We start from the raw sequence: 23,043 nt of genomic DNA, 5'->3' as shown, positions 1-23,043 counted from the left end.
CATGCAGATTGGTCTGATCGGTCTCGGCAAGATGGGCGGCAACATGCGCGAGCGCATCCGCCGTTCCGGCCACACCGTCGTCGGCTACGACCGCAACCCCGAGGTCTCCGACGTGAGCAGCCTCGCCGAGCTGGTCGAGAAGCTCGAAGCGCCGCGCGTGCTCTGGGTGATGGTCCCGGCCGGCGCCGCCACCCAGTCCGTCGTCGACGAGCTCGGCGGCCTCCTGGACGCGAACGACACGGTCGTCGACGGCGGCAACTCCCGCTGGACGGACGACGAGAAGCATGCCGAGGAGCTGGGCACCAAGGGCATCGGCTTCGTCGACGCCGGTGTCTCGGGCGGTGTGTGGGGGCTCCAGAACGGCTATGCCCTGATGGTCGGCGGCGACAAGGACCACGTCGAGCGGCTCCACCCGATCTTCGAGGCACTCAAGCCCGAGGGCCCGTACGGCTATGTCCACGCGGGCAAGGTGGGCGCCGGGCACTTCTCGAAGATGGTCCACAACGGCATCGAGTACGCCATGATGCAGGCCTACGCAGAGGGCTGGGAGCTGCTGGAGAAGGTCGACTCCGTCACAGACGTGCGCGAGGTCTTCCGGTCCTGGCAGGACGGGACGGTCATCCGCTCCTGGCTGCTCGACCTGGCGGTCAACGCCCTCGACGAGGACGAGCACCTGGAGCGGCTGCGCGGTTTCGCGCAGGACTCCGGCGAGGGCCGGTGGACGGTCGAGGCGGCCGTCGACAACTCCGTGCCGCTGCCCGCGATCACCGCGTCCCTCTTCGCGCGGTTCGCGTCCCGGCAGGACGACTCCCCGCAGATGAAGATGATCGCGGCGCTGCGCAACCAGTTCGGCGGTCACGCCGTCGAGTCCAAGGAGTAGTACGCCGTGGGTGACCTTCTTCTGGTCCGCCACGGCGAGACGGAGTGGAGCGCGTCGGGACAGCACACCAGCTGGACCGACCTGCCCCTCACCCCGCACGGCGAGGAGCAGGCCAAGTCCCTCGCTCCGCTCCTCGCCGGACGGACCTTCGCACGAGTAGTGACCAGCCCCCTCACCCGCGCGGTCCGCACCGCCGAACTCGCGGGGCTGTCCGGTGCGTTGACCGATCCGGACCTGCACGAGTGGGAGTACGGCGGATACGAGGGTGTGACGACCGCCGAGATCCAGCGCACGCGGCCCGACTGGTTCCTGTTCACGGACGGGGTGGCGCCCGGTCCGGACGGGCACCCGGGTGAGTCGCCCGAGGAGGTGGGCAGGCGCGCGGACCGCGCCCTGGACCACATCAAGGACGCGCTCGCGGAGGGTGACGTGATCCTGGTGGCACACGGGCACTTCCTGCGCGTGCTGACGGCCCGTTACCTCGGGCTGCCGCCCGCCGCCGGACGGCTGTTCCAGCTCGCCACGGGCACGGTCAGCAGGCTTTCCACGGAGCACGACCGCCCGGTGATCGCGGAGTGGAACTCCCGCTGGAAACCGGCGAGTTGATCCGCCTGTCACGGTTGGGCAACTGAAGTGACGATCGGGTCCGGGGCTTTGTCCCCGGACCCGATTGACATGTGTGTCCGGGGCACGCCAGAGTCGCCCCGATGGAGATCAACGATCTGACGGCGGCCGAGGAGCGGGTGTGGCGGGCCTTTCCCAAGGGCGAGACCGTGGACTTCCGCGAGGGCGATGCCGGAACCGACAATCCGGACATCGGCCCTGACTGGGGCCCGGAGCGGACGGTACGCGCCTCCGTGCTGCGGGCTCTGCTGCTCGGCACCGCGCACGAGGACGGCGAGATCCCCACGCTCCGGCTGTCGGGCGCCCGCATCACAGGGCAACTGAAGCTCGCGTACGCGGTGGTGGACCACCCGCTCCATCTGCGGTACTGCCACTTCGACGAGTCGCCCGACCTCTACGGCACCCGGCTGCGCCAACTGAACCTGCGCGGATCGGTGCTCCCCGCGATCAACCTCGCGAGTACACGGATCGACGGTCCGCTGCGCATGACCGACTGCCGTGTGCGGGGGACGGTGCGGCTGGCCGGCGCGGAGATCGCGGGCGCGCTCTTCATGGACGGAGCCGAGGTCACCGCGTCCGACCCGTCCGTGCCGGTGCTCCAGCTCCATCAGGCCGTGCTCGGCGACGGCTTCGCGGCACCGGGACTGCGGGTACGGGGCGAGGTACGCCTCGACGGGGCCACGGTGGGCGGGTCGATCAGCCTGGACGACGCCGAACTGAGCAACCCGGGCGGCCATGCCCTGTGCGCGCGGTCCCTCGAAGTGCGGGCCGACGTAAGGGCGCGAAACCTGCGTACCCAGGGCGGCATCGACCTGCGCGGTTCCCGTATCGCGGGCTCGCTCGACTTCACGCGGGCGCGGCTGTCCAACCCCGGCGGTACGGCCCTGCGGGCCAGCAGTTGCACCATCGGTGAGCTGTGGCTGTACCGGTGCGCACCGATCGAGGGCCGGCTGCATCTGCGGCGCTCCCGGATCGACGTGCTGGGCTTCGAGTCGGAGGTCGCACCGGGCGAGGTGCTCTTCAACAACCTCAGCTACACGGCGCTCAATCCGCACGAACCGGCCCATCGCCGCCTGCCCCTGCTGGAACGCGACGGCGACGGCTATGTCCCGTACGCCTACGAGCAGTTGGCCGCCGCCTACCGGCATGGCGGCGACGAGGGCGCGGCCCGCCGGGTCCAGCTCGCCAAGCAGCGCCGGCACCGGGCCACCCTGCCCTGGCTGGGCCGGGCGTGGGGTCATCTCCAGGACACCACCGTCGGTTACGGTTTCCGTCCGCTGCGCGCCGCCGTCTGGCTGCTGTCGCTGCTGGCCGCCGGTTCGATCGCGTACGCCCTGCACCACCCGCTCCCGCTCAAGGCCGACGAGGCACCGGAGTTCAACCCGGTCTTCTTCACCCTCGACCTGCTCCTCCCGGTGATCTCCTTCGGCCAGGAGGGGGCCTTCGCACCCACGGGCGGGTACCAGATCCTGTCGTACGTCCTCATCCTGACCGGCTGGATCCTGGCCACGACCGTCATCGCCGGGGTGAGCAGGAGCGTCACCCGGCAGTGAGTCCGTCGGCCCCGTAACTCGTCTCAGCGGAGCGGGCGTTGCGCGTGCTGGGCGGCGAGCCGTACCGGTGCGTTCTGGGCGCCGTAGCCCTGGTAGCCGCCGTCTCGCTGGACGAGTTCGAAGAAGACGCGGCCCACGGTCCGCGTGTAGCAGTGCCTGAACTCGCCCTGTGCGTCACGGTCGTAGAGAATGCCGAGTTCGCGGTACGTGGCCAACTCGCCCTCGGTGAACTCATAGCGGGCCGCGAGGTCGTCGTAGTAGTTCGCGGGCATCGGCAGCAGGCTGCCGCCTGCTGCCCGGAAGCGCCGGGCGGCGGCGATCACGTCGTCGGTGGCGAGCGCGATGTGCTGGGCGCGGGTCTCGTCCTCGGTGGGCGCGGGGCCGACGGCGAGCGCGATGCGTACGCTGCCATCGGAGTTGGTGACGGCCCGGCTGCGGAAGAGCCCGTACGGGTCGGCGACATCGACGCTCTCCTGGCCGTGCAGCCCGAGCACGCTGCGGTGGAAGAGGGCGGCCTCGTCGAAGTGGTGCCAGGGCTGGGTGAGGGCCAGGTGGTCGATACGATTGACGCCGCCCCCTGCGTCCCCGGCAGTCCCGATGTACTCAAGGGGTTCGAAGTCGGTCTGCCAGTCGGGGAGTTCGGGGCGGTCCGTGGCGCAGAAGAAGAGTTCCGTGCCGTCGGGGGCGGCCACCGCGTCGAGCGGGGCGTCCTCCGGGGTGCGGCGGCGGGGCAGGACCGGCGCCAGGAGGGCCTCGGCCCGGCGGGCGGCACCTTCCGGATCCGGTGACTCCAGGCCGACGGCTGCGAGTCCGGTGCCGTCACGGCGGGCGGCCGGTCCGGTGTTGACGAGGATGCGGGCCTCGCCGTGTTCCCAGAGGTCGACGGGCTTGCTGCGGTGGCGTGCCGTACGGGCGAGGCCGAGCGCGCCGAGTACCGCTGCGACCGGTTCGGCGTCGGGGGTGACGAGTTCGGCGAAGGCGATGCCGGTGGGGACGACGGGCTCGGGCAGCGGGGCGAGGCCGATGCTCTCCTGGAGGACGAGGAGGGAGCGCCGGGCGTCCACCGCGGTCGGTCCGGCCTCGGCCTGCCGGAAGACGTCGTTGAAGACCTCGAGGGAGAGCGGGCCGTCGTATCCGGCCCTGACGACGTGCTGGAGGAGACCCTCGATGTCGAAGCCGCCCTGCCCCGGGAAGCAGCGGTAGTGGCGGCTCCACTGCAGCACGTCCATGGCGAGCAACGGGGCGTCGGCCAGCTGGAGGAAGAAGATCTTCTCGCCGGGGATGTCCTCGATGCCCTTCGGGTCCGACCCCCGGGAGAGGATGTGGAAGCTGTCGAGGCAGGTGCCGAGCGCGGGATGGCCGGCCGCCTCGACGATGCTCCAGGCGTGGTCGTACGTACTGACGTGCCGCCCCCACGCGAGCGCCTCGTAGGCGACGCGGACGCCGAAGTCCTGTGCCAGATCGGCCAGTCGGCTCAGCTGGGCGGCGGCCAGAGCGTCGTCGTCGAGGCCGAGCGGGGAGACGCTGGAGCAGACGAGGACGGTGTCGGTGCCGAGCCGCCGCATCAGCTCGAACTTGTGCCGGGCGCGGCGCAGGTTGCGGGCGAACTCGTCCTCGGGCACGGCCTCGATGTCACGCATCGGCTGGTAGAGATCGATGCTGAGACCGAGGTCGGCGCAGCGGGCGCGGATCTCCTCGGGGGTGAGAGGGCTGGCGAGCAGGTCGTTCTCGAAGATCTCGACCCCGTCGAAACCGGCCCGGGAGGCAGCCGTGAGCTTCTCGGTGAGCGAGCCGCTGAGCGACACGGTGGCGATGGACGTACGCACGTCGGTACCTCTGCCTTCTCTTTGCTTCCGCTTCGCTACGTCTACTTCGGTGCCGGGAGCGCGCCCGCCAGTTCCGCGATGTCGGCCAGCATGCGCGCGGTGTCGGGTTCCCTGCCGGTGAAGAGACGGAACGCGTCCGCGGCCTGGAAGACGGCCATGCCGCCGCCGTCCAGCGTGGCGCAGCCGATCGCGCGCGAGGTACGCAGCAACTCGGTCTCCAGCGGGCGGTAGACCACCTCGGCGACCCAGAGGCCGGGGTGCAGCAGCTCTGCGGGAAGGGGCAGGCCGGGGTGGGCGGCCATACCGGTGGGCGTCGCGTGCACCAGTCCGTCGGCGCCGCCGGTCCGGCCGATCAGCGCCGCCAGCCGGTCGGGCGTCGCGGCGGTCGCCCGGCCGGCGCCGAAGTGCCGGTTGAGGGACGCGGCGAGGTCGGCGGCCCGGTCGGGCAGCGCGTCGACGACGGTGACCCGACCGGCGCCGAGGGTGAGCGTGGCGTGGGCGACGGCCGCGCCGGCGCCACCGGCCCCGAGCTGCACGACCCGTTCCAGCGGGGCATCGGGCAGACCGCGCGCGAAGGACGCGGCGAAGCCGGTCACGTCCGTGTTGTGGCCGATCGCGCGACCGTCCTCGAAGACCACGGTGTTGACGGCGCCGAGCGCCTCGGCCTGCGGATCGAGGCCGTCGAGGTGTTCGATGACGAGCTGCTTGCACGGGTGGGTGATGTTCAGCCCGTCGAACCCTAGGTCACGGGCGGCCCGTACGAGATCGCCCACCGCGTGCGCCTCGACACCCAGCGTGTCGATGTCGATCAGCCGGTACAGATAGCGCAGCCCCTGCCGGTCGGCCTCCCGCTGGTGCAGCGCGGGGCTCAGCGACGGGCCGATACCGGAGCCGATGAGCCCGACGAGAAACGAGTCCTTGGCCACGACCGACCTCCACTAATGTACGAACTAGTACGTTAGCTATATCAGCATCACGGCGCATCGGGGAAGCCCCCACGAGCGCTTCGGAAGGGGCGTCACGAGTCCTTCTAGAATCACGGGACCGGCAGCCCCTCGCCCGAAGGAACCTGATGACCAGCGTCGAAGAACCGGCACGCACAGGCGGGCGCATCCGCGACGCCGCCCGGACCAGGGCCGAGATCCTCGACGTGGCCACCAAGGAGTTCGCCCGGGCCGGCCTGGCGGGGGCCCGGGTGGACGAGATCGCCGCACTCACCCGCACCACCAAGCGGATGATCTACTACTACTTCGGCGGCAAGGAGCAGCTGTTCACGGCCGTCCTGGAGCGCGCGTACTCCGTGATCCGGCAGGCCGAACAGGACCTCGACGTCGAGCATCTGGACCCGGTCGCGGCCATCCGGCGCCTCGCGGAGCTCACCTTCGACCACCATGAGGCGCACCCCGACTTCATCCGCCTGGTGAGCATCGAGAACATCCACGAGGCCGAGCACATCGCCGCCTCCGAACAGCTCGGGCGGATCGGCTCGCCCGCACTGGAGGTGATCCACCGGATCCTGGAGTCGGGCCGCAAGTCGGGTCTGTTCACAGCCGACGTGGACGCCGTGGACCTGCACGCCATGATCAGCTCCTTCTGTTTCTTCCGGGTGGCCAACCGGCACACCTTCGGCGCGCTGTTCGGCCGCGACCTGACGGCCCCCGACCAGCGGGAGCACTACCGGGCGATGCTCGGCGACATGGTCATCGCCTATCTGACGGCGGACCGTACGGCCTGAACGAGGCGACCGCGCCCGCCCGTGAAGGGCAAGATCCTCCGCCGCGACCTCTTGACACCCGGGAAACGTGGGCGCAACATCCGTAGCCAACCGCTACTAACTATCCAGTGGGTTAATTAACCGGGTAGCTCCCGGCCCGGCCGTCCCGTCACCCCAGGGATCCGGCACTTCTCCCTCCCCTCCGCTCACTCCACGCACGTTGGAGTTCCCTCGAAGGAGCACGCCGTGGCGGATTCCGTCGCATCCCACGACCCCGCAGCACCCCTGGGCGCCCCACCCGGGGGCCAGCCGAAGAAGGCCGCCACGGCCGCCTGGATCGGGAGCGCCCTGGAGTACTACGACTTCTTCATCTACGGCAGCGCTGCCGCCCTGATCTTCCCGAAGGTCTTCTTCGACGAGTCCGACCCGGCCACCGCGACCCTGCTGTCACTGGGCACCTTCGGCGTCGCGTATGCCGCCCGCCCGGTCGGCGCGCTCTTCCTGGGCCACTTCGGCGACCGGCTCGGCCGCAAGAAGATCATGGTCTTCACGCTGATCCTGATGGGCCTGTCGACGTTCCTCATCGGCTGCCTGCCCACCCGCGACCAGGTCGGCGCCCTCGCGCCGGTCCTGCTCGTGCTCTGCCGCGTCCTCCAGGGCATCTCGGCCGCCGGTGAGCAGGCGAGCGCCAACTCCATGACGCTCGAACACGCCCCGCCGGACCGACGCGGCTTCTTCACCAGCTTCACCCTGAGCGGCACCCAGGGCGGCCAGCTCCTCGCCACGCTGGTCTTCATCCCGATCGCGGCGATGCCCGAGGACCAACTCCTGTCCTGGGGCTGGCGGGTGCCGTTCTGGCTGAGCATCGCGGTCGCCGTCGTCGGCTACGTCATCCGCCGCAAGCTGGAGGAGACCCCGGCCTTCGCCGAGCAGGCCGCCGCCGAGGGTGTCGTGAAGCTGCCGCTGCTGATCCTGCTGCGCGAGCACTGGGCGGACGTACTGCGGGTGATCGCGGGCGCGTTGGTGGCCTCCGTCTCCACGATCTTCACGGTCTGGGCGCTGGCGTACGCGACCAGCGACTCGGTGGGCATGAACCGCTCGTCGATGCTGTGGGTGGCCGCGCTCGCCAACCTGGTCGCGCTGGCCGCGATTCCGCTCTGGGCCACGCTGTCCGACCGGATCGGCCGCCGCCCGGTGTTCCTGGCGGGCGCCGCCGGCAGCGGGGTCATGATGTTCGTCTACCTGTGGGCGATCTCCACGGGTTCGTACCCGCTGATCATGGTCCTCGGTATCGTCACCTTCGGCGTGGTCTACAGCGCCGCGAACGGCACCTGGCCCTCCTTCTACGGCGAGATGTTCACGACCCGGGTACGTCTGTCGGGCATGGCGATCGGCACGCAGATCGGCTTCGCCGTCGCGGGTTTCGCGGTGACCTTCGCCGCGGAGATCGCCGGTCCGGACGGGGACGACTGGTTCTCCGTCGCCCTGTTCACCTCGGCCCTGTGCATCCCGCCGGTGCTGGCCGCGATCACAGCACGTGAGACACACCGGGTGCCGACGGAGCGGCTCGGTGAGCGTGGCGCCGAGAACGTGTCGAAGCGGGAAGCCGTGTCGGCCTGAGCCGTTCCCTCCTTCCCAAGTCCCCGGCAGCCACAGGCTGTTCGGGGACTCGGCGTTCCGGGAACGCGGTTCTGCGCCTCGGCGGCGAGGGCGGCGACGGCCCTGCCCCGGTCGCCGTACGAGATCGGCGAGGTTCCGGCCGGGACGCGCCGGCTCTCCGGGAGTGCGGCCCGCGCGGCGCCCACCGCCAGGTGCAGATAGTGATCGACGGTACGGGTGACGGCCGCAGAGCACGCGGCGATGCCGTCGGTGGCGGCAGCGGTGCGCTCGGCGTGGGCGCGTACGGCGGGGCGGTAACGGCCGGAGTCCGCGTGTTCGAGGAGCAGCGCGTCGGCGAGCTCTTCGAGGAGCCGGGCAGCCTCGGGCTCGGCGAGGCCGGCGGCGCGGGCCGCCGCGGCGGTGTCGAGGCGGGCCAGGCGTGCAGCCCAGCCAGGCGGTAGAGGCGGGCGGCGTCGAGGGTCAGCAGCCGGTAGGAGTCCTCGGTGGCGGCGCCCACCGCGTCCGGGGCGCGATCACCGGCGGGGCTCTCTGTGGTGGTCGCGGAGGGGGCAATGGTCAGGCGGGGTGCCGCTGCCCGTAGGGCGTACGGCGAGCCGGCACAGCGGTCGAGGACACCGGGCAGGGTGGCGCGGGCCGCACCGATCGCGGGTTTGCCGACCAGGTCGGTGAGCAGCCGAACGGCGTCCTTGCGTGCCAGGGGACCGACCGGGACTCGTAGCGCGTCCAGGCCCGCCGGCGGTTGCCGGGCGACGACCAGGGTGACGACGCCCGGCGCCGAAGTGAGCAACGCCCTTACCCGGCCCGCCGACTGGGCGTGGTCCAGGACGAGGAGCAGACGCCGGTCGGCGAGGCAGCGCCGGAGGAGGTCTGCGCGGTCGGCGGCAGCGGGCGGTACTTCCTCGTCCGGCAGGCCGAGTTGGCGCAGGAGGGTTGCGAGGGCGGCCTCGGGGCCGAGGGTGCGCAGATCCGCGTAGAGCTGTCCGTCGGGGAAGCGGGCCTGTTGCCGCCAGGCCCAGTGGATGGCGAGGGTGCTGGTGCCGATGCCTTCCGGGCCGTGCAGGAGGGCCGGCCGGGGGCGGCCGTCGAAGTCGCGGGTGGCCTCCTTGCCCAGGGACTCCAGGGCTTCCTGACGGACAGTCACCCACCTTGGTTCACCTATCGGCGCGGCATGCCGTACGCCCTCTCCACCCTGATCCGCAGCACGAGCCGCCGGTCCCGGACCATGACCGCGCGGTAGTCGTCCCAGTCGGGGTGCTCGCCCCGCACGGCACGGTAGAGCCGGACCAGCTCCTCGACGGTTTCGTCGTGCGGGTCCGCGGCCACGGGTGTCAGGTCGGCCACGCCCTCGACCACGGTGTACGCCCAGCGGTCGCCGCTGGTCACGTGGTAGGAGACCCGCGGGTCCCGGCGCAGGTTGCGGGTCTTGGCGCGGGAGTCCGTGATGGAGACGCGGACGGTGCGTTCGTCGGGGTCATAGACGTGGTTGACGTTCGAGAGCTGGGGGCGGCCGTCGGCCTTGATGGTCGTCAGCACTCCGCCGTCGTACTCGGAGAGCAGCTTGAGGAGCGGGTCCTGCGCGTCGTCCTGAGTCATGTCCCGTGCAACAGCACGCCACCGGCCTTTCATTCCAGTAGACACTGTCTACCAAGTTTGGTAGACAGTGTCTATGAGTGACTCGTTGTCGTTGCGTACCCGGCTCATCGATGTCGGCGTCGAGCTGGTGACCGCGGAGGGCGTCCACGCGCTCTCCCTCCGGGAGATCGCCCGCCGCGCCGGCGTCTCGCACGGCGCCCCGCGCCGCTACTTCCCGACCCATCTGGAGCTGCTGTCCGCCATCGCGCGCCGTGGCTTCACCGAGCTGGCGGCCAGGGGATCGCAGGCGATCGAGGAGATCGGGCCCGGTACGGCGGGACCCCGGGCACGGATCGCCGTACTCGGGCGCGCGTACCTCGACTTCGCGCTCGCCAACCGGGGCATGCACGAGCTGATGTTCCGTCACGACCTGCTGGAGAGCAACAAGTTGGGTCTGCGCGAGGCCAGCCTGCCTGTCTTCGCCCTGCTGGTGGACCTCGTCGGGCAGGCCCGGCCGGACGCCGACGCCCGGCTCGTCGCAGGAGCGCTGCTGGCGAACCTCTACGGCATCGCCCAGCTGTGGGCCTGGGGCAGCCTCCAGCTCACCACGGGCGCCGACGACTTCGCGCCCCTGCTGCGTACGGCCCTCGACGCGCACCTCGGACCGGAGGAGCGGTGACCGCACATCGTCGGATCGCCCTCGCGAGCAGCGTGATCGGGGCGGTGGTCGTCGCTCTCGACGGCACCGTACTGACCATGGCGCAGCCCGCCCTGCAACGGGATCTGCACGCCTCCTTCGCCGAGGTCCAGTGGACGAGCACCGGGTATCTCATCGCGGTGGCGAGTCTGCTGGTGTTCGCCGGGCGGCTCGGGGACCGGTACGGGCACCAACGGCTCTTCGCCATCGGGGTGTTGGGCTTCGGGGCGGTGTCGGCGGGTATCGGGTTCGCGTCCGGGGTGGGGTGGGTGATCGGGCTGCGGGTCCTCCAGGGCGTCTTCGGCGCGCTGCTGCAACCCGCCACGCTCGGGATGCTGCGGGCCGCGTTCCCGCCCGACCGGCTGGGGATGCCGATCGCGTTGCGGACCAGTGCGATCGGGGTGGCCGCGGCGGCCGGTCCGCTGGTGGGTGGCGTCCTGGTGACCCACCTGGGCTGGCGCGCGGTGTTCTTCCTCAATGTCGTACCGGCGCTGGTGCTGGGCGTACTGGCGTTGCTCGTCCGCACTCCCGGCCCACGCCGGTCCCCCGCGGCCGGACACAGGCGGCTCGACCTCCCCGGCGCCGCCCTGCTCGCGCTGACCCTCGCCTGCCTCGTGCACACCCTCGTCGACGTCCCGGAGCACGGCTGGAGTGCCCCGGCCGTCCTCGGGCTGCTCACGGCGGCGGGCGCGGGCTTCGTCCTCGTACGCCACGAGCGGCGCACCGCCGACCCGCTGCTGCCGCCCGGCATGCTCGGATCAGGGGTCGTGGGCGCCGCGCTGGGCATTCTCGTGGCCGCGTCGGCTGCGATGTTCGGCACACTCTTCGTGGCCAGTTTTGTGCTCCAGGACGAGCTGGGCATGGACCCGTTGCGCACCGGTCTGACCGCGCTGCCCGGCGGTGTGGCGATGGTGCTGGGGGCCCCGTCTGCCGCCGTACTCCTGCGTCGGTACGGGGCCCGGCGTACGACCGTCGTCGCGCTGCTGCTGCTCGCGCTCGGGGTGCTCGTGCTGTTCCGGGCGTCCGGGACCGAGACGTTCGGCGGTGGATTCCTACTGCTCGGAGCGGGTTTCGGCACCGTGATGGTGACCGCGACGGCCGTCGTCGTACGGCATGCGGCAGCCGAGTCCGCGGGGGTGGCGGGCGGGTTGCAGCAGACCGCGATGAACGTCGGACCGGTCCTCGGGGTGGCCACCGCGGCCACGCTCGCCGCCGTCACCGACGGGCTTCGGATGTCGTTGCCCGTACTGGCGGGTATAGCACTCGTAGGTGTACTGGCCGCCCTGAAACTGCCGGACCCGGGTGACCTGCGGGCGACGCCTGCGGGGTCCCTGCGTCACCATGGGGGGTCTGAGGCCTGAGGTGATCCTGTCGGGGTATGACAGGACGGCACTTCAAGCGACCGGAGGGGAACGATGGCACAGCTGCGACAAGAGGTCGACCCGGGCGAGGTCGGACTGGACGTGAAGGCGCTGGACCGCCTCGACCAGCACTTCGCCCACTGTGTCGACGAGGGACGGCTGCCGGGCTTCCTCGTGTCCGTGGCCCGCGCCGGCCGCGTCGCACACCTCACCACACACGGCCGGCGCGACCGGGCGGCCGGCCTTCCGGTCGAGGCCGACACGCTGTGGCGGATCTACTCCATGAGCAAGCCGGTCACCTCGGTCGCCGCGCTGATCCTGCTGGAGGAGGGCAGGCTCGCGCTCACGGACCCCGTCTCCCGCTTCCTGCCGGAGTTCGCCGACCCGCAGGTGCATGTGAGCGGTTCCGGGAGCGACCTCAGCACCCGGCCCGCCCAGCCTCTCCTGATCCGGCACCTGATGACCCACACGGCGGGCTTCACCTTCGCCTTCTACCACTCGCACCCCGTCGACGCCCTGTACCGCGCCGCCAACCTGGAGTCGTCGGTGGTGCCGGGCTCGACCCTGGCCCAGACGTGTTCGGTGTACGCGGGGCTGCCGCTCCAGTTCGAGCCGGGCACCCAGTGGAACTACTCGGTCGCCACGAACATCCTGGGCCGGGTCATCGAGGTGGCGTCCGGGAAGCCGCTGGACGAGTTCATCGCCGAGCGGGTCTTCCGTCCGCTCGGCATGACGGACGCCGGTTTCTGCGTGAACGGCGAACAGGTGGCCCGGCTGTCCGAGTTGTACGGGGAGACCGAGGACGGCGGCATCGAGCCGATCCTCGGCCTGCCCCTGAAGAGCCGACCCCGGTTCCTGTCCGGCAGCGGCGGTATCGTCGCGAGCGCCCACGACTACCACCGGTTCATGGAGATGCTGCGCCGGGGCGGCGAACTCGACGGCGTGCGCATCCTGTCGTCCGGGACGGTGGCCCTGATGACCTCCAACCACCTTCCGGGCGGCGCCGATCTGCGGACCTTCGGCGCCCGTCCCCACGACGAACCCGGCAACGCGGGCGTCGGTTTCGGCCTCGGGGTCTCGGTGGTGATCGACCCGGACCGCGCCCAGGCACCGGCCGGCCTCGGCACGTACGGCTGGAGCGGGGTGGCGACGACGACGTTCTGGGTCGACCCGAGCCGTGATCTGACCGTGCAGTTCATGACCCAGGTACGACACAGGACGAGTCAGTCGTACTGGCAGGACCTCAAGCGTCTGGTGCACGAGGCGGTCGTCACCGAGTAGCGGTTGACAGGTAACGGGTAACAGGTAACAAGTAGTTGGCGGGGAGCGTGCCGCCGTCAGCCGACGGTGAGCCTGAACTCCATTCCCTCCCCGCCGAGTTCACTCAGCCAGTCCTCCGAACGCCGCGCCGTCTCGGCTGCGCGGCTCAGGCCGGGTGGCAGCGAACCGTCGAGAATGTGGCGGACGCCCAGGGCCAGCGTGCGGGAGACACAGCGGGCCATCGCACTCTCGGCCGCATCGCCCTCCAGGTCGAGGAGATAGCGGCCGGACCAGTTCCGCCGCCGCCCGGAATCACTGCCCGCCTCCCCCTCCGCGTTCACGTCTACTTCCACGTCCACCTCCACGTCCAGGGAGACGGCGAGGACCACTCGGTCGCGGTCGGCGTGGGTCGTCGGGTAGCGCGCCGCCAACTCCCTTGCCAGGGCGCCGATCCGCTCGTCGTCGCCGCCCTTCAGCTCCTCGAAGACGGAGTCCCAGGCGCTGAGCCAGCCGTCCAGGCGCAGGGTGCCCCGGACGAAGGTCCGCGCCTTCCAGGCCGTCGGCAGCTCGTACTGCTCGACGAACGGCACGCTGTCCCGGTTCGGGTACACCTCGAAGGTCTCACCGTCGATTCCGTGCGGTCGCGTGACCTCCCAAGGCCTCTCGGCGACGGTCTCGGCGCCCTCCTCGATGTAACGGGCTTGGGAGCGAAGGGCGTTGAGGACTCCGGCGGGCGCCCAGCTGAACCGGTACCTGAAGTCGTTGGGCACCGCGGGGATGCCTCCGCAGTACGACGTGAGGCGGTACGAGGCCGGTGTGCCGGCGCCGATCGCGTGCTCGGCGCGGGTGACCAGGCTGTGCGCGAAGAGGTGGTCGATGCCCGGGTCGAGCCCGCACTCGGTGAGGACGACCAGCCCGGCAGCCTCGGCCGCCGGGACGTGCTCGAGTACCGCCTCCGACACATAGCTCGAGCACGCGAAGTGGGCCCCGCCCCGCACACAGACCGCCAGCAGCGGGGCGTGCTCGGGCGCAGGGAGCATGGAGACGACCACGTCTCCGGGCGCCAGTTCGGCCGTGAGCGCGGGGAGGCTGTACGCGCGGGGTTCGGCCCGGCCGGTGAGACCCAGGTGCGCCAGCGCCCCGGCCGCGCGACCCTCCGTGCGGTGCCACACCCGTACGTGGCGCACGGCGTCGCTGTCGCACAGCGCGGCCAGTCCGCCGCCCGTGGACAGACCCGCGCCGATCCAGTGGACGGTGCCGCTCGCGGGAACCCTGTCGGTCATGCGCCCACTCCCCCTTCGTTTCCCGGACTTCCCGGACTTCCCGGAGTTCCCGACTCGTCCTTCACCAGACCGAGTTCACGGCATGTCTCGTCGAACCGTTCCAGACAGCGCCCCCAGGGACCGCCAGGGCCGCCCACCTCGAAGTCGAGGAGCTGAAGGACCAGGTCGGCCGAGAAGTCCGCGCTCGCCTCGCGGGGCAGCAGGGACGGCAGGTTGTCGATGGCGATCAGGTCGAGCGGCGGCTCGTCCCGCAGCCTGCGCACGGGGTCGTCCCAGGTGGTGGCGGTGTCGTACACGGGGAGGAGGTTCATGGGCGAGCCGACGTCGACGGTGACGTCCGAGAGGGTACGAAGGCGGCGACCCGGGGTGTCGACGTCCTGGTCCGTCAGGAAGGGCGGTACCGGGCTCGTGGTGAGGACGGTGTTGACCAGCAACTCGTGGGCCAGCAGGGCCGGTCGGTCCAGATTCCGCGTCTCGGCCAGGTCCCAGCAGGTGGGGTCGACCCCGGCCTCGTCGAGCGCGACCCTCGCACCCCGGCCACTGCGGCCCAGGGCGCCGATCACCAGCGCGCTCAACCGTGTCCCGGGTGACCGGAGTTCGGCCTCCAGCGCATCCTTGGTGGTCGGAACCAGCGGAGTCGCCAGCCTGCCCCGGTGCTGGAGCACGGCGAGGGCCGCCCCCAGATATCCGGCCCAGTAGCCGAAGGCGGCCAGCCTGCGCCCCTGGTCGTCCGCCAGGTACTCCAGGTCCAGCAGCGCCCCGCCCCCGGCGACGAAGCGGCCCAGCAGCTCGGCCGCGCCCGGCTGGCCCTTGTAGGCGTGCCCGAAGTAGATGTGCCGGTGGCGCAACTCGCCCGGCTGGTCGGGGAGTTCCTTGAGGCCGACGACCACCGCGTCGGAGGGAGCGGAGACCCAGGACCCGGCGTCGGCAGCGCCGCAGCCGACCGCCTCGTACTCATCGGTCGGGAAGATCCGCTGTGGGGACTCCTCGACGGTCAGGCGTACCCCCTGCTCGACGAGGAGCCGGGCGTCGGACGGGACGACGGGTGTGCGGCGTTCGGTCGTACGGGTCTCGTGGCGCAGCCACAAGTGGAGCTCGGTCATACGAGGTTGACCTCCGGGCGCAGGGCATCGGCCGCGAAACGGCCGGCGCTCAAGGGGCTGATGTCGACGAAGGGTACGCGGCCGAGGTAGAGGTCGCGGACCACCTCACCGACCGCCGGTCCCTGGAGGAAACCGTGGCCGGAGAACCCTGTCGCGTAGAGGAAGCGGGAGGGTGAACTCGCCTCGCCTATCAGGGCGTTGTGGTCCGGGGTGATCTCGTACAGGCCCGCCCAGCCGCCGGTGCGGCGCAGGTCGAGCAGGGCGGGCGCCCGGTGTTCCATCGCCTCGTACAGCCGCGGGATCCAGCGGTCGTGGGTGTCGGTGGCGAAGCCGGTCGTCTCGTCGGGGTCGGACATGCCGAGGAGCAGGCCGGGTCCCTCGGTGTGGAAGTAGAGGCTGCTGCTGAAGTCGATGGTCATGGGGAGCGTCGGCGGCAGTCCGGGGACCGGTTCGGTGACCGCGATCTGGCGGCGCAGGGGGTCCACGGGCAGCTCCACTCCCGCCATCGCGCCGACCGCCCGTGACCAGGCGCCGGCCGCGCAGATCACGGTGTCGGTGGCGATCCGGCCCTTGTCCGTGACCACGGCCGTGATGGTGTCGCCGTCGCGTTCGATGCCGGTGACCTCGGTGTGGCGCAGGACGGTCGCGCCGTGGCGCCGGGCGGCGGCGGCGTAGCCGTGGACCACCGCTTCCGGCGTGCAGTGGCCGTCGTCGGGCGAGTAGGCCGCCGCCAGCAGGCCGTCCGTGCTGATCAGCGGGGAGAGGCGGTGTGCCTCGGCCGGGGTGAGCATCCGGCTGGGTACGCCCAGGCCGTTCTGCAGGGCCACCCCCGCCTCGAAGGACGCGACGTCCTCGGGTGTGGAGAGGAGGAAGAGATAGCCGACCCGGTGCAGTCCGATGTCGTGCCCGATCTCCTCCCCGAACCGCCCGAACGCCTCCAGGCTCCGCGCCCCGAGCTGGATGTTGAGCTCGTCGGAGAACTGCGCCCGGACCCCGCCGGCCGCCCGCGAGGTGGAGCCGGAGGCCAGTTCGTCACGCTCGACGAGGACCACGTCCCGTACACCCGCCCGGGCCAGCTGGTAGGCGATGCTCGTGCCCATCACCCCACCACCGACCACGACCGCGTCGGCCCGCGTCACGGTCATCGCCCCTCCCCGCTTGCCGTGTGGATGACGGCCCAGGGCGCAACAGCGTCCTCCACGTCGAGCCCGACACTGTTGTGGAAGACGGTGTCGGCAGAGCCTGTACAGGCTGTCCGCGTGCCAGGTCCCGTCTCCCCAACACCGATCATGACCACGCCCGCGTGCCGCGAGGAGCTCATCGGCCCTCCCCGCGTGCCGCGTGGATGACGGCCCAGGCCGCAGCAGCGTCCTGCACGCCGAGCCCCACGCTGTTGTAGTAGACGATGTCGTCCGGGCCGGTGCGGGCCGTCCGCACGCCCGTGAGGACGTCGCCGAGCCCGATCAGGTCCGCGCGGGTCAGCAGTCGGTCCCGCAGCGCGTCGACCACCGGTCCCGCGTGCTCCGCCGCGGTCTCCGGGTCGTCGACGACGACGGCTGCCGCCCGCCGAACCACTCCGGCGTCGACCTCACTGCGGGTCGGCTCGAACGAGCCCACACTGACCACCGTGCACCCCGGCGCGAGCCATGCGCCGCGCACGACGGGGGTGGTGCTGAGGGTGCAGGCCGCGACCAGGGATGCCCCGGTCACCGCTTCCCGGGGTGTGCCGGTCGCCTCGGCGGCGATGCCGAGTTCGGCTGCGAGCAGCTCCGCCGCCCGCGCGCGCCGCTCCGGGCTCGGACTCCACACCCGTACGGACTTCAGATCACGTACCCGGGCGACGGCCCGCGCGTGGGCGAGTGCCTGGGTGCCCGAGCCGATCAGGGCCAGTTCGGCGCTGTCCGCGGTGGACAACGCGTCGAAGGCCACCGCGCTGGCGGCGGCCGTGCGCAGGGTGGTGACCGCCGTGCCGTCCATGACTGCGACGAGTTCGCCCGTCACCGGGTCGAGGGCCGTGATGACGGCGTGCACGGTCGGCAGGCCGGCCGCCGCGTTGCCGGGGTTGACGCTGCCGAACTTCGCCACCGCGCCGGTGTCCCGGGACAGCCGGGAGACGTACGCGAAGACGACACTGTCGTCGAAGCGGCTGGGATGCATGATCTTCCCGGGCAGATCAGGCGTACGCGCGCCACCCGCGCCCAGCGCGCCGAACGCCGCGCGCTGCGAGGCGATCGCCGTGTCGGGGTCGAGGAGGGTCGTCACCTGGTCCCGGGAGAGGAAGAGGACGTCATCGGTCATTCCCTCTTCCTTTCCGGAATCGGGCCTTCTGGCACCCCCCGCGCGCGTCAGAGTGACGCGCGCCCCCTGTTCGGGGCTCCCGGCCGGGTCTCCCGGTCAGGTCAGGACCAGTGCGCCACCGCGTCCAGGTGCGGCAGGACGTGGTCGAGACGCTCGCGCTTTGTCCGCAGATAGGTGATGTTGTTCTCGCACGGCGGGATCAGCAGCGGCACGTCCTCCGCGATCTTTATGCCGTGGCGGAGCAACGCCTCGCGCTTGCGCGGGTTGTTGGACATCAGGCGCACCGAACGGACACCGAGGTCGTGGAGGATCTCCGCCGCGACGCCGTAGTCGCGGGAGTCCACCGGCAGACCCTGCGCGAGGTTCGCCTCGACGGTGTCCAGGCCCTCCGCCTGGAGCTGCATCGCGCGCAGCTTGGCCAGCAGACCTATGCCCCGGCCCTCATGCCCTCTGAGGTAGACGAGAATGCCGCTTCCCTCGGCGACTATCGCGCGCAGCGCGGAGTCGAGCTGATCACCGCATTCGCAGTGCTGGGAGCCGAAGGCGTCGCCGGTCAGGCATTCGGAATGCAGCCTGGTGAGAACGTCGTCCTCGGCGATCTCACCGTAGACCAGCGCCACTTGCTCGTCACCGCGATCGTGGTCCATGTATCCGACCGCCTGGAAATCGCCGTACACGGTGGGCAACGGCGCATTCACCACGCGTTCGACTCCCGAGGCCTGGGAGGCTTTGCCGAGTACGCCAATTTTTTCTGTCATGATCTGGTTCCTAAGCAGAGACGAAAGGCCGGGAGAACATGGATGATTCGGGAATACGGCCGACGGCGTCCGTAGCGTTGCCGACCGGCGGCCTGTTGCCGGTGGACACTACGGAAGACGTACGGACACGAGCCGCCGGCGTCTCAACGCAGGTAGCCGTTCTTCCGGTCGGGAGCTTCGAACAACATGGTCCCTTCCTTCCATTGACGACCGACACCCTGGTCGCCTGTGCCATTGCCCGGGAGATCGCATCCGCATACCCGGTGCACCTCCTTCCGCCGGTGACCATCGCGTGCTCGCACGAGCACGCCGCCTGGCCGGGAACCGTCAGCATCTCCTCCGTGACCCTTCACGCGGTAGTCCGGGACATCGCCGATTCGCTGCGCCGCTCGGGCGTGGACGCCCTGGTGATCGTCAACGGACACGGCGGAAACTACGTACTGGGCAACGTCGTTCAGGAATCCTCCGCGCGCGGTGAGCGCATGGCGCTGTTCCCGGCCGGGGAGGACTGGGAGACGGCGCGCGAGCGGGCCGGAGTGGTGACTTCGCTGCTCACCGACATGCACGCGGGGGAAATCGAGACCTCCATCCTGCTGCACGCTCATCCCGAATTGCTCCGTCCCGGTTATGAAACCGCTGATTTCGTCGCCGACGACCGCCGGCATCTCCTCACCCTCGGTATGGCCGGTTACACCGATTCCGGTGTCATCGGCCGCCCCTCGCTGGGCTCCGCCGAAAAGGGGAGGGCGTTGCTGGCGAGCTTCGCCGAGTCCTTCGGAGCGTATTTCTCGATGCTCACCGATGCCGATGCCGATGCCGTTGCCGGGGCTGCTGCCGATGCCGGCGGCGTCGGCGACCAGAAGTAGCGGACGACCAGGACGACCGCGCCGGGCAGGGCGGCCACGAAGCTCAGCACGCCGTACACGACGGCGACGCTCAGCCCCATGCTGGCGCCCAGCCCCGCCGCGCCGAACGCCCAGGCGGTGACACCCTCTCGGGGCCCCCAGCCACCGACGTTCAGCGGGATCCCCATCGCCAGCAGCGCCAGTACGGCCAGCGGCAGCAGTTCGGCGACGGTGGCGTGGGATCCGGCGACCCGGGCGGCGACCACGAACATCCCGAGGTGCCCGGAAAGGACCACCACGGAAGAGAGCGCGACGCCCGGCAGGTTCTCGCGGGAGAGCAGGGCGCCGCGGGCCTCGGTGAGCGCGGCGCGCAGGGCGCGGGCCCGGCGGGCCGCGACACTCGGGGCGCGGTTCATCCGGACGGCGACGACGACCGCGACGGCGCCCACGACGGCGAAGACCGCCATCAGCGCGACCCGGCGGGCGTCGGCCAGCACCGGCGACGGCTGGGTGAGCAGTACCACTCCGCCGACGGTGATCAGCGCGATCTGTCCGGCGACCCGTTCGAGAACGACCGCACGGACGCCGCGCCCCATGTCACCGGCGCTCTGCCCGTGCCGCACCGCACGGTGCACGTCGCCGAGGACGCCGCCGGGGAGGGCCGCGTTCAGGAACAGCGAGCGGTAGTAGTCGGCGATCGCGGGGACGAGGGGCAGCTTGATCCCCAGGCCCCGGGCGACCAGGGCCCAGCGCCAGGCGCTGAACACGGTGGTGAGCAGTCCGATCCCGAGGCCCACGAACAGGATCGGTACGTCGATCCGCCGCAGCCCGTCCAGGAAGACACCGGTGCCCAGGCGCCAGAGCAGCACACCGAGAATCGTTACTCCGGCGAGGGTTCCCAGGTGGGGGCGGATGCTTTTGGCCGCGCGGCGGAGACGGCTCGGCTCGGTTGCCTGCGGGGCGGCTTCCCGGGGCCCGACGAAGCCGATGACTCCGGCGCGGCCGGCCGAGGAGCGCGCCTCGGGATATGCGGTTCGTCGGCCGCGGGCCAGTGGGGGCTGGTCGCGCAGTTCCCCGCGCCCCTTCAGGGGCGCGGGTCCGCGCCCGACCTCCCCGAAGCCGCTCAGCACAGCCTCCGTCACTTCCACCGTCTGCACGCTCATGACGTTGTCCCGTCCGTCGGCCTCGGCAGGGACAGGAGGTCGCTGTGGTGGACCTCCACCCGGAGTTCCCCGGCCGCGCAGGCCTCCAGGCGCTCGGTGAGGTAGGTCTCCGCGCGGGACTTCAGTGCCGGGCGTTCCTCCACCGCCGCCGCGACCCAGCCGCGCAGCCACTCCGCGGTGAGCGGGGCCTCCACGGGGCCGAGATGCCAGGCGCTCGGGTGGACACGGACCGTGGCGCCCCGCTGGTCGTAGGCCTCGCAGGCCGCCGTGACCGCGTCGGGGCCGAGCAGGCCCGCCCGGCGCTGGTGGGTGTTGAACGCGTCGGCGATGTCCCCGTCCAGCGGGTCGGGGGTGCCGAACTCGACGCGGCCGGCCACGGACAGGGTCAGCAGGGCCGGGCAGCGGGCGCCCGCGCAGGCCGCGGCGAGGGCGTCGACCTCCTCACGGGTGAGGACGTCCAGCAGGGCGGACGCGGTGACCAGCGAGGCACCGGCCAGCGCGTCGGCGGTCAGCCGGGCGACATCGCCGCGCCGCGTCTCGACCGTCACGTGGCTGCCGTCGGCGGCGGCGCGCGGCGAGGCCACGGCGGCGAAGTGCAGCAGGTAGGGGTCACGGTCGTGCAGGACCCAGTGCTGGGGGCCGTCGAGCCGGGGCGCGAGCCAGCGGCCCATGGAGCCGGTGCCGCAGCCCATGTCGTGGATGACGTGCCCGCCCGGCTTTCCGGGCAGGTCGGCCAGTCGGGCGCGCAGCGGGACGAGGAGTTCGACGGAGCGCGCGGCGGCGTCGGGGCCCTCGCGCAGCTCCAGCCAGTCGGGGGCGTACCGGGGCGGGTCGTCGGGCCCGGCCTCGCGCAGCCGGACCGTGCCCCGTTCCCCCGGGCCCACCGGCCCGGCACCGGGCTTCACGTCCCGGTGCGTCGGCTGGGCCGGGATCCCGGCGGCAGGCTTGGCATTCGTGTCCACCGGAGTCACCGGTCCCCGTCGTTGTATTTCCGACGCCGCCGAAGTCGTGATCGTCGTCTTCTTCATGCCGCGCTCCTCGTTTCCCGGGGGGTCCGCCCCAGCGCACCTACGAGACTCCGCAGCGCGGCCACTCGGCGTCCCCGGGCGGCGACCAGCTCGATGTCGGCGTCCATGGGCGTCGCCGGGTCGGCCGAGGCCGTGATCGTCGTCACCTTGGTCGTGCCACCCTCCGAGACGACCGGGGGAATCGGCCCCCGCACGCCGACGGCACTCCGCAGCGCGGCCGCCCGGAGCCCGCGAGCGGAGACGGACCCTATGCCGGCACCCGTCGTCGTCGCTGTCCTCATGCCGCCCTCCGGGGTTCCCAGGGAATCCGGCCCAGTACGCCGGCCAGGCTCCGTGCCGTCGCCGCCCAGCCGTCCAGGGCTGCCCGGCGGCCTCGTGCCGCCGCCTTCAGGCGTCGGCGGACATCCGCCTCGCCGAACCAGCCGCGCAGTTCCGCCGCGAGCGCCGCCGGGTTCTCCGGCGGTACGAGGATGCCGGGGACGCCACCGTCGGGCGCGCGCCCGACCGCCTCGGGCAGGCCGCCGACGTCCGTGGCGAGCACCGGGATGCCGCGCGCGAGGGCTTCGGTGACCGCCATGCCGTACGTCTCGGCGTAGGAGGTGAGGACCATCAGGTCGGCGGCGGCGTAGCTGGCGTCGAGCTGGGCGCCCGCCTGGGGGCCGGCCAGGTGCAGCCGGTCCTGCAGGCCGTGCTTCGCGATCAGGGCGCGCAGCTCGGCGACGTACTCGGGATCCTGTTCGAGCCCGCCCACGCAGACGCAGCTCCACGGCAGGTCGGTCACCGCGGCCAGGGCCTCCACCAGGCGGTGCTGGCCCTTGCGCGGGGTCACGGCGGCCACGCAGAGGAGACGGGAGACACCGTCGGTACCGGAGGCGAGGGGGGCGATGTCGGCGCCGGGGGCCGCCATGTGCACGCGGTCCGGGGCGAGTCCGTGGTGGGAGACGAGGCGGCGGACGGCCCAGTCGCTGGTCGCGATGACCGACGGCACCGCCCTCAGGGTGGCCCGCTCCAGGGCGTCCAGCTCGGCCGCGACGGCCGGGTCGAGGCCCGTCTCGTCGCCCAGCGGCAGGTGCACCAGCACGGCGAGGCGCAGCCGTTCGGCCTCCGGGACGATGATCTCGGGGACCCCGCAGGCGACCAGGCCGTCGAGCAGGACGACCGTGCCGTCCGGCAGCTCGCGCAGCGTCCGCGCCAGTTCCGCACGGGCGTCCTCACCGGGCCGGGGCCAGTCACCGTCGACGGCGTGCTTGTGGACCTGCCAGCCGAAGCCGGGCAGGTCGAGGCTGATCCGCCGGTCGTAGGCGTTGCCGCCGCTCGGCTTGGCCGGGTCGTCGACGCCACCCGGCATCACGAAGTGCACGGAGCGCAGGGACATGGGGATGATCGCCGCGTTCTTGAGGGCCGCGTTCTGCACGGGCACGTAGTTGAGCGTCGTCTGCACGGGAACCTGTACCTGTA

General features: G+C 71.6%; 21 protein-coding genes and 1 pseudogene. 9 read left to right on the top strand and 13 right to left on the bottom strand.

Translation table 11 applies throughout. The annotated features are described in order from the left end of the window. Nucleotide 1: 1 nt before the first annotated feature. From gnd to G3I71_RS08345, 3 genes are all read left to right on the top strand, one after another. Nucleotides 2-880, top strand: a complete 879-nt coding sequence (gene gnd / locus G3I71_RS08355; RefSeq protein WP_164313303.1) for a phosphogluconate dehydrogenase (NAD(+)-dependent, decarboxylating) — start codon at nt 2-4, stop codon at nt 878-880. Nucleotides 881-886: 6 nt separating this feature from the next. After that, nucleotides 887-1,486 carry a histidine phosphatase family protein gene (locus tag G3I71_RS08350; protein WP_164313302.1) on the top strand — a complete coding sequence of 200 codons (600 nt, stop codon included), beginning with the start codon at nt 887-889 and terminating at the stop codon, nt 1,484-1,486. A gap of 101 nt (nt 1,487-1,587) precedes the next feature. Beyond that, nucleotides 1,588-3,057 carry a membrane-associated oxidoreductase gene (locus tag G3I71_RS08345; protein ID WP_164313301.1) on the top strand — a complete coding sequence of 490 codons (1,470 nt, stop codon included), beginning with the start codon at nt 1,588-1,590 and terminating at the stop codon, nt 3,055-3,057. Nucleotides 3,058-3,080: 23 nt separating this feature from the next. On the opposite strand, the gene G3I71_RS08340 is transcribed toward G3I71_RS08345, so the two are convergent. Together G3I71_RS08340 and G3I71_RS08335 are read right to left on the bottom strand one after the other, a co-directional pair. Further along, nucleotides 3,081-4,883 (bottom strand): sugar phosphate isomerase/epimerase and 4-hydroxyphenylpyruvate domain-containing protein, encoded by a 1,803-nt coding sequence (locus G3I71_RS08340; RefSeq protein WP_164313300.1) that lies wholly within the window; start codon nt 4,881-4,883, stop codon nt 3,081-3,083. A gap of 41 nt (nt 4,884-4,924) precedes the next feature. Continuing rightward, complete coding sequence (locus G3I71_RS08335) at nt 4,925-5,809, bottom strand: shikimate dehydrogenase (RefSeq protein WP_164313299.1); 885 nt, start codon at nt 5,807-5,809, stop codon at nt 4,925-4,927. A 146-nt stretch (nt 5,810-5,955) separates the two neighbouring features. On the opposite strand from G3I71_RS08335, the gene G3I71_RS08330 reads away from it, so the two are divergent. Further along, entirely contained in the window at nt 5,956-6,618 is a 663-nt protein-coding gene (locus G3I71_RS08330) for a TetR family transcriptional regulator (protein WP_164313298.1), read from the top strand. Between the two features lie 225 nt (nt 6,619-6,843). Next, a complete protein-coding gene (locus G3I71_RS08325; protein ID WP_343242888.1) occupies nt 6,844-8,217 on the top strand; it encodes an MFS transporter in 1,374 nt (457 codons plus the stop codon). Here the strand turns inward: G3I71_RS08325 and G3I71_RS08320 are convergent. Both G3I71_RS08320 and G3I71_RS08315 read right to left on the bottom strand, forming a co-directional pair. Then, complete coding sequence (locus G3I71_RS08320; protein WP_203729701.1) at nt 8,126-9,358, bottom strand: hypothetical protein; 1,233 nt, start codon at nt 9,356-9,358, stop codon at nt 8,126-8,128. The genes G3I71_RS08325 and G3I71_RS08320 overlap by 92 nt on opposite strands. A 14-nt stretch (nt 9,359-9,372) precedes the next feature. Beyond that, a complete protein-coding gene (locus G3I71_RS08315) occupies nt 9,373-9,810 on the bottom strand; it encodes a PPOX class F420-dependent oxidoreductase (protein WP_164313297.1) in 438 nt (145 codons plus the stop codon). 67 nt (nt 9,811-9,877) lie between these two features. Between G3I71_RS08315 and G3I71_RS08310 the strand changes: the two genes are divergently transcribed. The 3 genes from G3I71_RS08310 to G3I71_RS08300 are packed head-to-tail and all read left to right on the top strand — an operon-like array spanning nt 9,878 to nt 13,128. Next, on the top strand, nt 9,878-10,468 hold the full coding sequence (locus tag G3I71_RS08310; protein WP_164313296.1) for a TetR/AcrR family transcriptional regulator: 591 nt from the start codon (nt 9,878-9,880) through the stop codon (nt 10,466-10,468). Beyond that, on the top strand, nt 10,465-11,847 hold the full coding sequence (locus G3I71_RS08305) for an MFS transporter (RefSeq protein ID WP_164313295.1): 1,383 nt from the start codon (nt 10,465-10,467) through the stop codon (nt 11,845-11,847). The genes G3I71_RS08310 and G3I71_RS08305 overlap by 4 nt, the downstream gene beginning before the upstream one ends. Before the next feature lie 54 nt (nt 11,848-11,901). Next, nucleotides 11,902-13,128 (top strand): serine hydrolase, encoded by a 1,227-nt coding sequence (locus G3I71_RS08300; protein WP_164313294.1) that lies wholly within the window; start codon nt 11,902-11,904, stop codon nt 13,126-13,128. A gap of 56 nt (nt 13,129-13,184) precedes the next feature. On the opposite strand, the gene G3I71_RS08295 is transcribed toward G3I71_RS08300, so the two are convergent. From G3I71_RS08295 to ribA, 5 genes are all read right to left on the bottom strand, one after another. Continuing rightward, nucleotides 13,185-14,390: a saccharopine dehydrogenase family protein gene (locus tag G3I71_RS08295; RefSeq protein WP_164313293.1), complete on the bottom strand. Its 1,206-nt coding sequence runs from the start codon at nt 14,388-14,390 to the stop codon at nt 13,185-13,187. Continuing rightward, the gene (locus G3I71_RS08290; protein ID WP_164313292.1) at nt 14,387-15,493 is read right to left on the bottom strand and encodes a saccharopine dehydrogenase; all 1,107 of its coding nucleotides are present in this window, start codon (nt 15,491-15,493) and stop codon (nt 14,387-14,389) included. The genes G3I71_RS08295 and G3I71_RS08290 overlap by 4 nt, the downstream gene beginning before the upstream one ends. Further along, nucleotides 15,490-16,638 carry an FAD-binding oxidoreductase gene (locus G3I71_RS08285; protein ID WP_164313291.1) on the bottom strand — a complete coding sequence of 383 codons (1,149 nt, stop codon included), beginning with the start codon at nt 16,636-16,638 and terminating at the stop codon, nt 15,490-15,492. The genes G3I71_RS08290 and G3I71_RS08285 overlap by 4 nt, the downstream gene beginning before the upstream one ends. A gap of 172 nt (nt 16,639-16,810) precedes the next feature. Continuing rightward, entirely contained in the window at nt 16,811-17,791 is a 981-nt protein-coding gene (locus G3I71_RS08280) for an ornithine cyclodeaminase family protein (protein ID WP_164313290.1), read from the bottom strand. A 101-nt stretch (nt 17,792-17,892) separates the two neighbouring features. After that, the gene (gene ribA / locus G3I71_RS08275) at nt 17,893-18,549 is read right to left on the bottom strand and encodes a GTP cyclohydrolase II (protein ID WP_164313289.1); all 657 of its coding nucleotides are present in this window, start codon (nt 18,547-18,549) and stop codon (nt 17,893-17,895) included. A 38-nt stretch (nt 18,550-18,587) separates the two neighbouring features. On the opposite strand from ribA, the gene G3I71_RS08270 reads away from it, so the two are divergent. Continuing rightward, nucleotides 18,588-19,415, top strand: coding sequence for a creatininase family protein (locus G3I71_RS08270; RefSeq protein ID WP_164313288.1), 828 nt, complete (start codon nt 18,588-18,590; stop codon nt 19,413-19,415). Between the two features lie 80 nt (nt 19,416-19,495). Here the strand turns inward: G3I71_RS08270 and G3I71_RS50965 are convergent. The 4 genes and pseudogenes from G3I71_RS50965 to G3I71_RS08250 all read right to left on the bottom strand — a co-directional run. Continuing rightward, nucleotides 19,496-20,557 (bottom strand): annotated as a pseudogene (locus G3I71_RS50965) (lysylphosphatidylglycerol synthase transmembrane domain-containing protein); the annotation flags it as partial. Continuing rightward, entirely contained in the window at nt 20,554-21,585 is a 1,032-nt protein-coding gene (locus tag G3I71_RS08260; RefSeq protein ID WP_164313286.1) for a trans-aconitate methyltransferase, read from the bottom strand. The pseudogene G3I71_RS50965 and the gene G3I71_RS08260, both read right to left, overlap by 4 nt. Further along, nucleotides 21,582-21,866: a hypothetical protein gene (locus G3I71_RS08255; protein WP_164313285.1), complete on the bottom strand. Its 285-nt coding sequence runs from the start codon at nt 21,864-21,866 to the stop codon at nt 21,582-21,584. The genes G3I71_RS08260 and G3I71_RS08255 overlap by 4 nt, the downstream gene beginning before the upstream one ends. Beyond that, nucleotides 21,863-23,026, bottom strand: a complete 1,164-nt coding sequence (locus tag G3I71_RS08250) for a glycosyltransferase family 4 protein (protein WP_164313486.1) — start codon at nt 23,024-23,026, stop codon at nt 21,863-21,865. The genes G3I71_RS08255 and G3I71_RS08250 overlap by 4 nt, the downstream gene beginning before the upstream one ends. Nucleotides 23,027-23,043 lie beyond the last annotated feature (17 nt).

The sequence above is a fragment of the Streptomyces sp. SID12501 genome (genome assembly GCF_010550245.1).
GTDB lineage: Bacteria > Actinomycetota > Actinomycetes > Streptomycetales > Streptomycetaceae > Streptomyces.
The sequence above is the reverse complement of the archived record's forward strand: the minus strand, read 5'-3'. Positions and strand labels throughout refer to the sequence as shown.

Coding starts and splice junctions, on each gene's coding strand:
- gnd (WP_164313303.1), top strand. CDS start 2: ATGCAGATTGGTCTGATCGGTCTCGGCAAGATGGGCGGCAACATGCGC.
- G3I71_RS08345 (WP_164313301.1), top strand. CDS start 1,588: ATGGAGATCAACGATCTGACGGCGGCCGAGGAGCGGGTGTGGCGGGCC.
- G3I71_RS08330 (WP_164313298.1), top strand. CDS start 5,956: ATGACCAGCGTCGAAGAACCGGCACGCACAGGCGGGCGCATCCGCGAC.
- G3I71_RS08315 (WP_164313297.1), bottom strand. CDS start 9,810: ATGACTCAGGACGACGCGCAGGACCCGCTCCTCAAGCTGCTCTCCGAG.
- G3I71_RS08300 (WP_164313294.1), top strand. CDS start 11,902: ATGGCACAGCTGCGACAAGAGGTCGACCCGGGCGAGGTCGGACTGGAC.
- G3I71_RS08295 (WP_164313293.1), bottom strand. CDS start 14,390: ATGACCGACAGGGTTCCCGCGAGCGGCACCGTCCACTGGATCGGCGCG.
- G3I71_RS08290 (WP_164313292.1), bottom strand. CDS start 15,493: ATGACCGAGCTCCACTTGTGGCTGCGCCACGAGACCCGTACGACCGAA.
- G3I71_RS08285 (WP_164313291.1), bottom strand. CDS start 16,638: ATGACCGTGACGCGGGCCGACGCGGTCGTGGTCGGTGGTGGGGTGATG.
- G3I71_RS08280 (WP_164313290.1), bottom strand. CDS start 17,791: ATGACCGATGACGTCCTCTTCCTCTCCCGGGACCAGGTGACGACCCTC.
- ribA (WP_164313289.1), bottom strand. CDS start 18,549: ATGACAGAAAAAATTGGCGTACTCGGCAAAGCCTCCCAGGCCTCGGGA.
- G3I71_RS08270 (WP_164313288.1), top strand. CDS start 18,588: ATGGATGATTCGGGAATACGGCCGACGGCGTCCGTAGCGTTGCCGACC.
- G3I71_RS08260 (WP_164313286.1), bottom strand. CDS start 21,585: ATGAAGAAGACGACGATCACGACTTCGGCGGCGTCGGAAATACAACGA.
- G3I71_RS08255 (WP_164313285.1), bottom strand. CDS start 21,866: ATGAGGACAGCGACGACGACGGGTGCCGGCATAGGGTCCGTCTCCGCT.